General features: G+C 68.7%; 15 protein-coding genes, 1 tRNA gene and 1 pseudogene. 11 read left to right on the top strand and 6 right to left on the bottom strand.

Annotation, left to right across the window (positions count from 1 at the left end):
• Window positions 1-82 precede the first annotated feature (82 nt).
• Both O7622_RS05735 and O7622_RS05730 read left to right on the top strand, forming a co-directional pair.
• Entirely contained in the window at window positions 83-1,168 is a 1,086-nt protein-coding gene (locus O7622_RS05735) for a helix-turn-helix domain-containing protein (RefSeq protein WP_282312189.1), read from the top strand.
• Window positions 1,169-1,177: 9 nt separating this feature from the next.
• Window positions 1,178-2,065: a hypothetical protein gene (locus O7622_RS05730; protein WP_282312187.1), complete on the top strand. Its 888-nt coding sequence runs from the start codon at window positions 1,178-1,180 to the stop codon at window positions 2,063-2,065.
• Here O7622_RS05730 and O7622_RS05725 read toward each other — a convergent pair.
• A complete protein-coding gene (locus O7622_RS05725) occupies window positions 1,968-3,545 on the bottom strand; it encodes a Wadjet anti-phage system protein JetD domain-containing protein (protein ID WP_282312186.1) in 1,578 nt (525 codons plus the stop codon). The two genes, O7622_RS05730 and O7622_RS05725, sit on opposite strands and share 98 nt — an antisense overlap.
• Window positions 3,546-3,951: 406 nt before the next feature.
• Window positions 3,952-4,027 (bottom strand) — tRNA-Lys (locus tag O7622_RS05720).
• 125 nt (window positions 4,028-4,152) lie between these two features.
• Between O7622_RS05720 and O7622_RS05715 the strand changes: the two genes are divergently transcribed.
• The 5 genes from O7622_RS05715 (at window position 4,153) to O7622_RS05695 (ending at window position 8,084) form a co-directional block, all read left to right on the top strand.
• Window positions 4,153-4,689 carry a ParB/RepB/Spo0J family partition protein gene (locus tag O7622_RS05715; protein WP_282312185.1) on the top strand — a complete coding sequence of 179 codons (537 nt, stop codon included), beginning with the start codon at window positions 4,153-4,155 and terminating at the stop codon, window positions 4,687-4,689.
• Window positions 4,690-4,978: 289 nt separating this feature from the next.
• On the top strand, window positions 4,979-5,902 hold the full coding sequence (locus O7622_RS05710) for a hypothetical protein (protein ID WP_282312184.1): 924 nt from the start codon (window positions 4,979-4,981) through the stop codon (window positions 5,900-5,902).
• Between the two features lie 43 nt (window positions 5,903-5,945).
• Window positions 5,946-6,215 (top strand): hypothetical protein, encoded by a 270-nt coding sequence (locus tag O7622_RS05705; protein WP_282312183.1) that lies wholly within the window; start codon window positions 5,946-5,948, stop codon window positions 6,213-6,215.
• Window positions 6,212-7,408, top strand: a complete 1,197-nt coding sequence (locus O7622_RS05700) for a hypothetical protein (protein WP_282312182.1) — start codon at window positions 6,212-6,214, stop codon at window positions 7,406-7,408. Before O7622_RS05705 ends, O7622_RS05700 begins: the two co-directional genes overlap by 4 nt.
• Window positions 7,389-8,084, top strand: a complete 696-nt coding sequence (locus O7622_RS05695) for a hypothetical protein (RefSeq protein ID WP_282312181.1) — start codon at window positions 7,389-7,391, stop codon at window positions 8,082-8,084. Before O7622_RS05700 ends, O7622_RS05695 begins: the two co-directional genes overlap by 20 nt.
• A gap of 315 nt (window positions 8,085-8,399) precedes the next feature.
• On the opposite strand, the gene O7622_RS05690 is transcribed toward O7622_RS05695, so the two are convergent.
• The gene (locus O7622_RS05690) at window positions 8,400-8,726 is read right to left on the bottom strand and encodes a DUF4158 domain-containing protein (protein WP_282312180.1); all 327 of its coding nucleotides are present in this window, start codon (window positions 8,724-8,726) and stop codon (window positions 8,400-8,402) included.
• A gap of 588 nt (window positions 8,727-9,314) precedes the next feature.
• Between O7622_RS05690 and O7622_RS05685 the strand changes: the two genes are divergently transcribed.
• Window positions 9,315-9,506, top strand: a complete 192-nt coding sequence (locus tag O7622_RS05685; protein WP_282312179.1) for a hypothetical protein — start codon at window positions 9,315-9,317, stop codon at window positions 9,504-9,506.
• 4 nt (window positions 9,507-9,510) lie between these two features.
• Window positions 9,511-10,386, top strand: coding sequence for a helix-turn-helix transcriptional regulator (locus tag O7622_RS05680; RefSeq protein WP_282312178.1), 876 nt, complete (start codon window positions 9,511-9,513; stop codon window positions 10,384-10,386).
• 327 nt (window positions 10,387-10,713) lie between these two features.
• On the opposite strand, the pseudogene O7622_RS05675 reads toward O7622_RS05680, so the two are convergent.
• Together O7622_RS05675 and O7622_RS05670 are read right to left on the bottom strand one after the other, a co-directional pair.
• Window positions 10,714-10,911 (bottom strand): annotated as a pseudogene (locus tag O7622_RS05675) (hypothetical protein); the annotation flags it as partial.
• Window positions 10,895-11,071: a TraM recognition domain-containing protein gene (locus O7622_RS05670; RefSeq protein ID WP_282314049.1), complete on the bottom strand. Its 177-nt coding sequence runs from the start codon at window positions 11,069-11,071 to the stop codon at window positions 10,895-10,897. The pseudogene O7622_RS05675 and the gene O7622_RS05670, both read right to left, overlap by 17 nt.
• Before the next feature lie 385 nt (window positions 11,072-11,456).
• Between O7622_RS05670 and O7622_RS05665 the strand changes: the two genes are divergently transcribed.
• Both O7622_RS05665 and O7622_RS05660 read left to right on the top strand, forming a co-directional pair.
• Window positions 11,457-12,071, top strand: coding sequence for an RNA polymerase sigma factor (locus O7622_RS05665; protein WP_282312176.1), 615 nt, complete (start codon window positions 11,457-11,459; stop codon window positions 12,069-12,071).
• Window positions 12,068-13,012, top strand: coding sequence for a CU044_5270 family protein (locus O7622_RS05660; protein WP_282312175.1), 945 nt, complete (start codon window positions 12,068-12,070; stop codon window positions 13,010-13,012). Before O7622_RS05665 ends, O7622_RS05660 begins: the two co-directional genes overlap by 4 nt.
• 73 nt (window positions 13,013-13,085) lie before the next feature.
• Here the strand turns inward: O7622_RS05660 and O7622_RS05655 are convergent, their stop codons facing one another.
• Window positions 13,086-13,493 carry a hypothetical protein gene (locus tag O7622_RS05655; RefSeq protein ID WP_282312174.1) on the bottom strand — a complete coding sequence of 136 codons (408 nt, stop codon included), beginning with the start codon at window positions 13,491-13,493 and terminating at the stop codon, window positions 13,086-13,088.
• Between the last annotated feature and the right edge of the window lie 152 nt (window positions 13,494-13,645).

The following is a 13,645-nucleotide window of genomic DNA, read 5'->3' as shown; positions in this document are numbered from 1 at the left end:
CGTTCGCCTTGGCGCAAGATTTAACTGGATCGCGCGTTTGCCCATAGCTGCTAAGTCAGGAATTTGTGGCAAGCTTTGATGCATGGACAGCCCCACTGAGCAGGAGTTGCTGACCGCCACGTTCGACCAGTTCACTGAGCTGATCACGGACGACGACATGAAGGTCAACCGCCGGGCCTTCGAGGACGGCGACGCGGGACACGACGCCATGTGGGACATCCAGGCGGCGAACTACCACTGCACGCTCATCGTGCAGGCGTTCCGGCGCTTCATCCCGCGCGACGTCGACCGTGTGCTAGGCGGAAACCACCGGCTCATGCGCCGGGTCGTCCGAGAACCGATCGTCGTCGTCGCGCCCTGGCTGAGCCCGCGTTCAAGGGAAGTGCTCCGCGAGCGGGACATCAACTACATCGACCTCACCGGCAATGTGCTAGTCCGGATCCCGCGGCCAGCGATTCACATCAGGCTCGACGGCGCCCAGCAGGACCCGAACCCGCCGGCAAAGCCGCCCGTCCGGCTCAAAGGTCCCGGCAGCAACGCTCTGGTGCGCGTGCTCACCGACTTCGCACCGCCGTACCGGCTTGTGGATCTCGCCGCGGCCAGCGGCCTCAGCAACGCGTACGTCTCGCGCACCCTGAACGCACTCGTCGATGACCGCCTGGTCGAACGTGACCCGCGCAGCAAGGCTGTCACCAGCGTCGACTGGCGAGAACTGCTGCGCGCCCGAGCCCAGCACTACAACCTGCTCAAGAGCAACCGCAGCCAGACCTACATCGCACGAACCGGCGTCCCGTCGCTGCTGCGGAGGCTCAGCAACGACGACCAAGCCGTCATCACCGGCAGCTACGCCGCAAACCATTACGTGCAGATTGCCGCCCCGACGCAGCTCGCGCTCTACGTCCCCGACATCGCCGCAGCCGCCTCCCGGCTCGAGCTCATGCCCGCACAGCAGGGCGCCAATGTCATCCTGCTCACCGCCGCCGACGCATCCCAGCTGGCTCGTTCACGCATGGCCGAAGACGGAACGTTCCATGTTGGACTCTCGCAGCTCGTCTTGGATTGCCTGGCGGGCAACGGCCGTCTGCCAGAGGAGGGCGAGGCGCTGCTGGACTGGATGGCGGGCGACCCCGTGGCCTGGCGTCAGGACCATCTTCCCCAGCCGATGTAGCGTCGGTGGGTGACCGAACCCGATCCCCTCGTGTACGTGGCCGCCCGCCGCGTTCTCCTCAACGCCCTGGACGCTCTCGGCGAGCACGGCGCCGCCGTTGTACTGGTCGGCGCCCAGGCGATCTACCTGCAGGCAGGCGAGGCGGACCTGGAGGTCAGCGTCGCCCCGTTCACCGCCGACGCTGACCTGAGCATCGACCCGGCCAGCCTCGGCCCCGACCCGCGCATCGACGAAGCGATGATCGAAGCGGGCTTCACTCTCAAGGTGAAGGCCGGCAACGGCGGCATCGAACCGGGCACGTGGCTGGCACCCGCAAAGATCGACGACAAGACCGTGCTGGTCCCCGTCGACCTCCTCGTTCCCGAAGCGCTCGCACCCGGACGAGGCAGACGCGACGCCCGGCTGCCCGACCACGGAAGCAACGCCACTCGCTGGACGCCAGGACTCGAAGCGACCATCTTCGACAACACCGAGATGACGGTCGGCAGCCTCGAACCAGACCTCGACACCCGAGAAGCCACGATCAGAGTGGCGGGCGCCGCAGCCCTCCTGGTCGCCAAGAGCCACAAGATCGCAGACCGGCTCACCGACAGCGACCGCGGTCGCGGGCATCGCGTCAAGCCCAAGGACTGCGCCGATGTCATCCGGCTCATGCGAGCTCCCACACCGCCAGACGCCGTCGGCACCCGTCTGGCCGAACTCGCCAGGCACCCCGTATGTGGCGCCAGCGTCGCCGCCGGCGTCGACCGCCTGGTCACGCAGTTTGGCCGGCCGAGCAGCCCCGGCGTCGATCTCGCAGTCACGGCGCTGGCCGGCGCGCTCCCCGAGGAACTGCTGCGTGGGCTCGCCCCCACCTACGTCGAGACGATGCTCCGCGCCTATCGGGGGCGCCCATGAGCGGGCCGGGTCGGGCCATGGGCCTGGGCGGCTGGCCGTGGCAGTTCATGGCTGTGCCCAGCAGCCGCGGCGAGCTCGACGGCTGCGACGACGCGCGTCGGACTACGGCGGGCAAATGCTCCGCGGTCCGGCCGGTGATCGGTCCTGGCGGCATACCCATTCGATGGTTACGGCACGGCACGGCAGGGTCGGGTGAGTCGTTCCGGCCGCTGGGGTTGTGCACGTGTGCCGCTATCCGGCCGAGTCCTTCCGCTAGCGGGATCCGCTCTTGTTCTATTCGTCGTACTCGCGTCCAGGTGGGGTCGGTGAGGTTTTCGTAGAGGGCGCGCTCAGCTGGTGTGAGGGCGGGCAGCGGCTTGCGTTGCGAGCAGGGGATGGGTTTGCCTTTTTCGTCGGTCCAGGCGCCGAATCGTTCGTATGCGTCGTAGGTCTCTTGGTCCATGAGGATGGTTTGTGCGTTGATGCCATTCGTGCGGAGGTTGTTGACGATTTCGATCCCTGCCGCGTCGATGTCGCCCCAGTAGATGACGCGGGTGCAGTCGCGGATCCACGGGATACGGGGCAGCGCGCCGGGTGCCTTGCTGCCCTCGCCTTCGACGGCGATCCCGCCGGGAAGGGGTGGGAAATAGACGGCGGTGTCCTTGTTCTCCAGGACCAGGACGGTGTCCGGGATGTACGCGGGTGTGACCGGGTCGCCGATGGTGACGCTCTCGTGTAGGCGGCGACCTGCGGCGCGGTACGTCGGATCGAGGTAGGTGAAGTGCACGCGGGTGGGTCTGGTGGCCAGGCCGAGGTCGTCTTTGCGGGATAGGTGGCGGATCAGCGCGTGGTGTCGGTTGAGCCATTTGCCGTGCAGACCCTCGATAGGGACCTGCCGTGGGGTCAAGCCTCGGGCGTCGTGGTGGCAGAACCAGCGTGCGGCGTCGAGCAGCAGCGCGAAGTCGATGTCGGTGAGGGGATGTACGGCGGGCAGAGTCTTGACCAGGTCGACGTGCGGAAACCTGGCGGTGAGGACCGATGCGCGGTTGCGTGCGGTGCGTAGGCGGTCCGGCCAGCCCTGGCCGACCAGGCGGGCGGCGGTGTCCAGGTCGGGGATCTCCAGGTGGGTGGGCAGGGTTTGGCTGGTGCCGATCACGCGGCGGGTCTGTCGCACCAGCACGAGACCTTGGTGGTCCGCCCATGCGGCCCAGTCCAGCGCCCAGCGGCGGGCGCTGGGAAAGTCCGCCTCCAACACGGTCTTGGAGGGTTGGCCGAGGGATGCGCGGTAGGGCCAGCCGTCGCGGTTGGTGCCGGCGACCTCGAGGTGCCAGCGGTTGCGGAGCCGGGTGCCGATCTCGGCCACTATCTGGTCAGGTGACTTCATGGGTGAACACCTTGCGGGGCGCGTGGTGGTGGGGCGTACGGGCGAGACGTGGGAGTAGTTGCTGTTGTTCTTGGTCACCTGCAGCAGCAGGTCGACATAGGGTTCGATGGCGGTCACCTTGTCGTTGGGTGCTCCGACGATGAGCTGGAAGCCGAGTCCTTTCCATGCCGCTACCGCAGAAAAGCTGGACCATGCCTACAGCCAACTCACGATCACCCGCCTCATCCTGTGCAGCCCACGGGATGTCTCATGGTCGCCGCCCCTGGTCTCGACTGGTGAGAAGACCGACCCTGTCCCCGCCGGCCACACGTCCTGCGCCGGCGCGGCGAGCACCAGCAGGCCGCAGCTGGGTCACCCACACCGTCAGTCTCGGCGATACGCACGGTGGGATCGAAGCTCGCACGGCCAAAAGACGGTGATTTTAGCGCGATCTGACGCGATCCGGCGCGGCGCACAACCAACAACATCATAGGCAAGCATCACTAAGATGTAAGGCTATACGTGCAGGTCAAAGGTGGTTTCTTGGTGGGCCGCCGGGGGCTCGAACCCCGAACCTACTGATTAAAAGTCAGCAGCTCTACCGATTGAGCTAGCGGCCCCGTCGCGCTACAAGGCTACCCGAGGTTCTGCCGCGAAGGCGCCCGGCTTACCCGACATGTGTCTTGAGCTATTCAGCGAGGACGCCACTGATTCCCAGGAATCAAGCCCGGTAGTCGTCGCGCCGATGCGGCCGGAGTCGGCCGAGCTGTCCGACGTCATTACCCATCCGGCGAACCCGCGCAAGGTGTTGGGCGACTTGGGTGAGCTGGAGGCGTCGATTCGGGAGGTCGGTGTCATCCAACCGCCGGTGGTGCTGCCTGCGGACCGAGTCGCCGCGGCGTGGCCGAAGCACGCCAAGAAGATAGCCGGCACCAAGTGGGTGGTGCTGGTCGGCGCCCGTCGACGTACCGCAGCCGGCCGGGTCTACGGGGACGACCCGGAGGCCACGCTGAACGTGCTGGTCCGCGAGGACGCCATCGCCGACGATCCGCTGGCGCAGTTGGACGTGATGACGGCGGAGAACGTGGCCCGGGCACCGCTGAGCCCCGTCGAGGAGGCCCGCGCCTTCGCCGAGCAGGAGGCCGCCGGGCGGAAGCAGCGCGACATCGCGGCCAAGGTCGGCTGCTCGCAGTCGCACGTGTCTAAGCGGTTGAAGCTGCTCAAGCTGCCCGAGGCGATGCTGGCCGCGTTGGAGACCGACCAGAGGCCCGACGACGACTAGGGCGACGCGCAGGAGCCGGCCCTGCAGATCAAGGACGCGCTCGCGTTCGTCGACGCCGCCGGAGGCGACCAGGAGCTGATGCTCGCCGCGTACCAGCTGCGCGACGACCGCCGGGCCCACTGGAGCGCCGCGAACCTGGTCAACGAGGTCCAGCGGATAGCTGGCCGCCGGCATCGACTCCTGGGGAGCGGTCACGTACTACTCGACCGGCCGGAAGCCCAAGGCCGCGGACAACCGCAGCCCCGCCGATCAGCAGCGGATCACCGACGACAGGGAACGCCGCACGTCGATGACAGCCCGAGCCGAGGCCGCCGCGCTGCTGGCCGCCCGCGCGCCGAGGCTGCCGAAGTCGGCGCAGGTCATCATCGACGCCTGGCTGTGGGCACCTGGCAGCGAGTGCGCCCAGCTCGCGCACCGGTGGCTCGTCGCCGCCGGCGTCGGCCCCGACCCGGCCCTGCCCAACTACCGCTGGTGGGAGGACGTCCGCAAGGCGGACTGGACCACTCGGGTGCAGGCCGCGCACGCCCTCGGGATCGCCCGCTGCGAGGTGCAGGCCCGCGCTACCTACCGGTCCTGGACCGAGAGCGACAAGGCGTGGCTGGACCGCCTCGTTCAGGAGGCCGGCTACACCCCGAGCGAGTGGGAGCAGGCACGTCTGGCTGCCATCGCCCCGCCGGACGGCGAGCCCGCGGGCCAGGTCGACGAGGCCACCCCGGAGCGGGTGTCGCTGTCCTTCGACGGCGACGACGCGTGTTGCTGGCTGCTGCACTACGACCTGCGGGTCGACGAGCCGGCCGCGTACGCGGAGCACCTGACCAACCTCGACGACGTCGACGCCGCCCAGGCGTGGGCCACCGAGCTGCTCGCCGAGCGGCACCGCATCAAGGTCACCGGCTGGACCGACGGGCAGTTGCTGCCCGGCCGGGCGGCGTACCTCGCCGCCCACGCCGGCGACCCCACCGCGGCGGCCGGCGGGCCCGGGCCGGTGGGAGAGTGGCGGCTGCTGTTCGACCCGGCCGACGAAGCGTGGCTGCTGCTGGCCGACGAAAAGCCCCACGCCGACCACGACGCGCTGACCGCCGCCGGCGTCGACCAGGCGTGCCGGTGGGCCAGCGCGGTGCTCGCCGACGCCGGCGTGGCCTGTCACGGCTGGACCGCCCGAGCTGACGGCGCGGCGGTCGAGTACGTGGCCGACCTGACCGGGGAGTGCTGACATGGAGCAGGACCACGGCATCGGCTGGGAGTAGTTGCGCGAGATGCCCATGCTCGACCTCGCTCCCGGCGACACGTGGGTTCAGACCGCGATCGGGTCAACGTGGGCGGCCGGCCCGGACGGCCGGGTCCGCGGCTGGGACCACAGCTGGTACACCCGGCCGCCGCGCGGCACCGCGTGGACGGTCCTGAGCCGCGACGGTGACGCCATCACCATCCGTAGTCACCGCGGCGAGCAGAAGATCGTGGTGATCCCACGCGACCGGCCGGCCGACGTGCTGCTCGTCGACCCGCCCCGGCAGAAGCGGCGATGATGCTCGACACGAGCGGCCCGGAGCAGATCCGGGCAGCGTTCACCGCCGCGATCGCCACCGCCGGGGACCGCGTCGACGAGATCGGCGGGATCGCCGGCGTGCTCGACGACGCCGCCGACCGGTACGAGTCGCTGGACATGCAGTCCTCCACGGTGGAGCACCTGCGCGACGCGGGCCGGGCCTGCGGCGTCGCCCAAGCGGCCGTGGCCACCGCCGCGGATCATCTGCGTACCGCTCTGGCCGACTTCGACGCCCGTGACGGCCGGGTGGCTGAGGTCGTCGCCGAGGCCGGCGGGAACCTCGCTGGCCACGAGGTCCTGCTCGATGGCGGCACCGGTGGGGCCGCTTCCGATGACGCGAAGGAGTCGACCGTGACCGTGACACCATCGGCCGGATCCGGCCAGGGCGCGAAGGACAGGCTGCGTGACCGGCTGCGGCTCGGCGGCCGGATGGTGCTGCGTGACGGTGAGCGGTTGGTCGGCAGCGCCTCGGTGGCCGGAGCGGACGGGGAGCTGGCGCTCGTCGCCGCGGTGGACACCCCGGCCGGGCGGCAGGTGCACCTGGGGCTGCCGATCGCTGCAGAGGACAAGGCGGCGTGGCGGGGCGGGCATGCCTCCGCGCAGGAGACCGTCCTCGATGAGGACGGCGAGGAGTGCATGGTCGACACCGGCGCCGACGTCACCGTCGTGCTGGACGCCGTCGACGTGGCCAGGCTGCCTGAGCAGATCGACGCGATGGTCGCCACGGCTGTGGCGGCGGACAAGGAGTACCGGCGGTTGGTCAAGGAGAGCAACCGGCTGTACGACGAGCGGCTCCGGTTGGAGAGCCGACGCTTTCCCGGCCGGGGTGAGGAGAAGATCCGCGCGGACTGGAAGGTGGTGCACGCGCTGAAGTACCAGGGTTTTCGGCGCCGCGACTACGAGCAGGTCGCGGACCGGTTGAGCCCGCAGGACAGGGCTGTCTACGACGAGCGGCAGCGGCGCATCGACGCCGCCGGGCGCGACGGTTGGGAGCCCGGTCGGGAGGCCGAGGCCTCCGAGGTTTGTGCTCGTCGCGCCGGAGTGGCCCCCGGCGCGCAGGAGCTGGTCGACCGGCTACCAGCCGATGCGGCTGGGATCACGATCGGCCATCCCGCACCAGCCGCCCGCCCGGCCGGTTCCGGCACTACCGCCCGTGAAGCCGGTGATCAGTGAGTCGGCACGCCGCGCGGCCGCGAAGGCCCGTCCGGCTCCTCCACCGCAGCGGCCGCTGCTGATGCCGCTGCCGGCCGGCCGGCCGGTCTCGACCCGCGATCGCCGTCGACGTGGCGGCGGGCCTACCTCCATGTCGGTCCGCGAACTGCCGGGGCTGGTGCGGGCGCTCCTGCCCGAGCATCTGCAGGGTCGAGAGCGCATCGCAGTGTCCGAGGTGCAGCAGTGGCGGGAGGAGGCCGGCCGGTGGGCGCGGGAAGGTTTCGACGACCGATCGGTGCGGCGCTGGCTCGGTACGGAACTCGAACCGCGTGACGCGGGCTATCTCGCCTCGCGGCGCGTCAACCCGAACGTGCTTGACAAGCTCATCCCGGTGCCGGTGACCGTGATGGCCTCTGGCTACGCCATGGCCTCCCTCATGCTGGTGAGTCGTCGACTGCCGGTGGAGGCCGTGTACGACCTGTTGGTCCGAGCCGGGCACCACAAGCCGGTGGCTGAACCTGAACTGGTGCTCGCCAGGCCAGTCACAGCACCGGTCACTCGACCGGCGGCACCGCCGGTGGTGTTCTCCAACCCGGGTGACGTCAACGACCCGGTCTTCGCCGTCGTGCCCTCGCAGCGGCGCCGCACCGCAAAGTCCATCCAGGATGGCGATCGGCGTAACCGTAATCGCCGCTGAGCCAGCAAGCTGCGGCCTGTTCGGACGCCATCTTCTTCGACGTCCCCAGGGCCTTGGGGAGCCCGGCGGTTACCCGTGCGGACCAGCCGGTGACCACCGCGATCACCGGCAGGATCAACGGGGGTCAGGGCGGACCTGACCCCCGGTCCGGTTCGTTGAGCAGGCCATGACGGGTGTGCCCCAAGCCGTACACCCTGCCGGCCTACCGCCGCCGCGGCCTGGCCGCCGCAGGCCTCGCGGCGCTGCGTAGGGAAAACCCAGGCCATGCCTGGATGACCACCGTTCACGCTGGTACGGATCTCGGCGGCCAGCTCATCAAGAGTGGGTGTAGCCGGGCAGTTCCAGCCGGGCTCTCACCAGTTCCTCAAGCGCGACGTTGATCAGATCCGCCGGGTTGTCCTTCGACCGCGCTGTCTCCCGGATCACCCGCGCCGCCAGCTCTCGCGCGGCCGGCGGGTCGTAGGTCAACCCCAGCCGCTCCCGCACCCGGTCCCGATGCCGCTCGGCGGTACGCGACGAGTCATTCGCCGGCTCCACGTCCAGCTTGAGATCCAACAACCCCCGGATGTGCTCCACCACCGGCAGCGGCACCTCTACGGCGGGTTTCCGGCGTACTCCGGTCGGACCCCGATGTAGGCCCATCGCCGACGCCCGTACGGAGGCAGGCCGCTCGGCGCACCGAGCCTCGGACCGCTTCCGGTCCGCGTACCGCCATCAACGGGTGGCGGTACGCGTGCGGGGTCCCTGTAGCAGCAGGGACCCCGCGTCCTGTTCAAGGCCGAACCCGTGCGACCAATGGCCAGGACTTCGCCGAACAAACACCACCCTGCTCAGTCGATCTCGTTCACGCAATCCCTGACCTGTTGTTATTTACCCTTGAGTGGATCTTGGTGAACATGACGGAAGTCCGCAGACGCAGGTCTGGGCGGTGTTCACCAAGATCGATCAGCGCGTCGTGAACATCGAGTCGGGCATTCGACATCCCGAATGGTGCGCGGAGCCGCTAGAACGTCTGTAGCGCTAGGTCGGCACTGACGGGTGGCAGCCCGCAGCGCCGTGTTCACCCCTGCGTAGAACCCGGGCCGCGCAACCTAACGGGATGCGGGGTCCCTTTCCCTGTGGAAGGTGCGACCGATGGTAAAAAGTTGCTGTCTCCCCGGTGGCGGGCCTGCTGGGCCGGAGTCCGCATGCGGTCATGCTCCCGGACGTGCCCAGCTGGATCCGCGAACGGTGGTCGTCCTGGTGGTCGTCCTGGTGGCCACGGTGGTGCCGTTGGTCTTGATCGTCGCCGGTATGGCACCGGCGGTTGCTTTGTCCACGGCCGGCGGTGTCACCGCGTTCGCGCTCGGGGTCACGTATCAGGTCCTGCACCTCCTGGCCGGGTCGGGCCGCCCGGGCGCCACTGCGTCGGTGAACGTCTGACGGCATGAACAAGACTTCCCGTCCGGTGCCACGGCCGCGCCGGGTGCCCACCGAGGTGCCGCCCAAGATCGCCCCGAAGCAGTTCAAGCCCATCCCCGACGATGCCCCGGCCAAGGAGCTCGGAGAGTTTCTGAGGGCGATGATCCGTAACACCAACCTCAGCCTCGACCGGATCGCCGCAGCCGGTGGCATGTCCAAGAACACGCTGACCACCACGATGGACGGTCGCTCCAAGGGGCGAGAGTCGATCGACAACTGGATCAACGCGTACAGCAAAGCCGTTGGTGCCCCTCCGTACACCCGGCAGGTCGACGAGATCAACCGCTTGTACGCGCTCGGCCAGCAGAACCATCACGCAGGGCGCCGCAGGACCAGACCGGCGGTCGGTGCAATGCCATCAACGACCACGACACCCGCCGCCACCACCGCGGCGGCGATGGCGGCCGGGGAGGTCTTGCCCTCGCCGGCGTCGCTGCTAGTCGAGATCTGCATCGAGCTGCCCCGGCGCACCCCCGGCGGTGGCATCGACCCTCACGCCGAGCGGTTCCTGGAACAGGACGAGATCGACGAAAAAATCGCGGCGATCAAATGGCAGGCGCTGCAAGGCCCGGTACACCAGATGCCAGTACAGACCAGCACGGTTGCGAACCCGTGGTTCGCTTCGCCGGCCCACGGACCCTGGAACACGGTGCATCTGTCCGCCAACGCAGAGCTGACCCCGACCCCCTTCCGGGCGAACCACGTGCCCTACCCGCCAGTCGACCAGTTCGAACCCACAACCGGAGCACCCACTGGCGGGCCGGTCTTTCCGTACGCGGGCGACACCTGGAACGCGACGCCCAGCGGCAATGACGGGATCGAGCGACCAGAAACCGCCTGAGCTATGACGAAACCCTTCCTCATGATGGGAGTTACTGCCGCGGCTTGCCGAGGTGCGGCCTGGCCGGCTGGGGCCAGCACGTGCCGCTGCGGGGCGCTACTGGTGCTTGCTGATGTAGGCGATGAAAGAACAACATCAGGATCAGCCCCGAACCAGAAGATCCAGACCGAGTTCAGACGGTAGTAGCCGCGCACCGGCCTCCCGCCGTGCTTGTGCGGACTGACGAACGGCGTGACGTTTCTATGATCAACTCATCACCAAAAGGTATGAATGGATATCACGGGGCGCCGACAGTCCACAGACGCGTTCAGCGGCGGGCCGGTGGGGCTACGGCGCGATCAGGGTCCAGGCGCTGACCGCGCCAGCCAGGATCAGGGCGGGCACCAGGAGCAGTTCGGCGGGCGAGCCGGTGCGAAAGCGCAGCGGCGCCCACATGCCCAGCAGCGTCCACCGGCAGCCCCGGATCCGGATTGGCCACAGCAGCGGCACCCGGCTGAACGTCAACGCGTCACCGAGGGAATGCACGGGTGGTGACGTCGTGCTCGCCGATCAGCTTGGACAGTTCTTTCAGCCAGTCGGGGTCGGCGACGCCGCCGCCGTAGGTGCGGACGTTCGCTGCGGACCACAGCTTGCGCATGCCCTCGCGGCCCCACACGTCAACGCCCTGCGGGTAGGACTGGAGGATCGTGATGATCGGCAGGCCGTGCGAGCCGTAGTAGGAGTAGAGGCTGGGGAACTGCCGTAGCTAGCAGATGTTGGCGGCCTCGTCGAGGATGCTCAGCAGCGGCGGGCCCAGACGCCGGCCGGCCGAGGCCCGGGCGCGCAGCTCGCCGACGGCGCCGCCAGCCTCGCCTTCCTCCACCGACGCCATCAAGCGGCCTGAACCCCGATCACACCTAGGTCCCGGTCGACTGCGCATGTGCCCGGGCGGCACTGGGAGAGCAATCCTCCGAGTTGTTCTTGGCCGGGTCGAAACGCGCGTTCGGCAGCGTGAACCCGATCGGACCCTCGTGCAGATACATAGTTGAGGGATCGGCGGTGTCTGAAGGAGGTTAGTGTGAGGCGAGTGGTTGGGCGAGCCGCGCATGCTCGTTGATCATGGGATCGACGTCGGGCAGGAGTCGGACGCATGGTTTGTTAGGCAGTCTCTGACCGACCGGTCCTTCTTTACGAAGCTCTTCGATCGGCATGCGGCAGCCCTTTACCGGTATGCGCGTGGGCGCGTCGGCGCCGACGTCGTCGATGACGTGGTGTCTGAGACCTTCCTGATCGCATTTCGCCACCGCCACCGCTACGACGTGTCTCGGGCCGATGCCCGGCCTTGGCTGTTCGGCATCCTCACTAGGGAGATTTCGCATCACCGGCGGCGAGAACGGGCGCACTACCGGGCGATGTCGCGATACGGGCCGGTCAACGTGGTGCCTGACTCCGCGGAGCGCGCGGTCGAAGGGGCTGCCGCGCACACGCTGCGCGTGCCGTTGGCCCAGGCTCTGTCCGAGCTGGCGGCCAGGGATCGTGATGTCCTGCTGCTCATCGCCTGGGGAGAGCTCACTTATGAGGAGACCGCCACCGCTCTCGGGATCCCTGTCGGGACGGTGCGGTCCCGGCTCAACCGTGCACGACGAAAGATCAGCACTGCGCTCGGGGGCACCGACCCGACACGGGCGGTAGAGGAGGCGATGTGAACGATCAGCAGATGATCGACCGGGTTAGGACGTTGCTCGGCCCGGCGGATCCGCCGCCGCACCTGCGGACGACGGTGCAGCAGTTGATCGCGGAAACGGCCAGGCCGGCCCGAACGTGGTCCTGGAAGATCACCACTGTCGCCGCCGCGGCCGTGGTGGGGGCGCTGGCTCTACTGGGATCCTCGGTGACCAGTATCGGTGGGAGGCCGCCTGCGGCGAGCGCCGAAGCGGCGGAGATTCTCCGCCAGGCCGCCGCTGTGGCCCGGGCCGACGGGACCGCGGCGCCGCGTCCCGACCAGTTCATCCTCACCACGACGAAGGGCTTCGCGCCCGCCGGCAGAGCCGGTGAGCCCCAGACGACCCTCACCCGCTCGTGGGCGTCCGTCGACGGTACTCGCGACGGGCTGTTGTGGGTCAGCCACCCTCGTGCGGGTGGCCGGCAATCCACTGTCATTCCGGGCTGCCGTGACGGTCGGGCGGCCGAGTGGGCCGCCGACGGCAGCCTGAAGACCTCTACCAGGGCGTGCACACCGGATCCGGCTTACCTCAACGGGCTGCCGACCGACGCGGCGAAGATGCTGACTTACCTCAAGGCACTGAGTGTTGGCAACGCGTCGGACAACGAACAGACGTTCGCCAACGTCGGGGTGTTGATCCGGCGGGGATACCTGCCCGCCCGGTCGCGAGCCGCCCTGTACGAGGCAGCGGCGAAGATCCCCGGTGTCATCGCCTCGTCCCCGCTGACCGACGCCGCGGGTCGCTCCGGCGTCGCCGTTTCCCTCATCGGCGCCATCGACCGCTACGACCTCATCTTCGAACCGGGCACCTACCGCTTCCTCGGCTGGCAGGTCATGCCCAAGGCCGGCAACACTACGCCGCAGGGCCGCCGCGAGGTGATCCTGAGCGTAAGCATCGTCGATGCCGCAGGCCAGACGACATAGCGGAACGTGGCGGAAAGCTGAGCGGGGGTGACCCACCCGGGATTGAAGGCCACCCCCGCTCATGCCTTTCGGCTTACGGGAAGTACTGGTACGGGCTGGTGCCCCCACCGATCGAGGATCCGTTCTGGTTGAACGTGTCGACGAGGGTGTAGCCGACCCCGGAGCCGGAGGTGGTGAACTGGGCGGTCGGGTACTTGCCGAAGTGATCCGTCAGCACGGTGTACTGGTAGTAGTTCGTGCCCTTGTAGTTGATGTACAGCCGGGCGGTGCCCGAGGACGAGACGCCGCTGAACGAGTTGACGTAGAAGTCACTGTTCAGTCTGCTGGTGCTCTGGGCCCAGCTGATACACACACCCAGCCCCTGCGTGTTCTTGCAGCCACCTCCGCTGGCGGCCGGTTGCATCGAGTTCTCCAGCTCGTCGGCCAGCTTGAGTGCCCGCGGTGACGGCGGCGGCGGGTTCTTCTCCACCCAGTAGGTCACGCCCGGGCCGGGGACGACCGGCGCGACGCCTTCGGCGGACGTGGAGCGATCTCCAGAGGCCCCCGTCGCTATACCGCCGGCGGATGCGGCACCCGGCACCGCCAGCGCGGTCACCGCAGCGGTCAGGGCTAAGGCAGTTGCCATGCCCAACT

The sequence above is a fragment of the Micromonospora sp. WMMD1076 genome, from assembly GCF_029581475.1.
Classification (GTDB): Bacteria; Actinomycetota; Actinomycetes; order Mycobacteriales; family Micromonosporaceae; genus Micromonospora; species Micromonospora aurantiaca.
The sequence above is the reverse complement of the archived record's forward strand: the minus strand, read 5'-3'. Positions and strand labels throughout refer to the sequence as shown.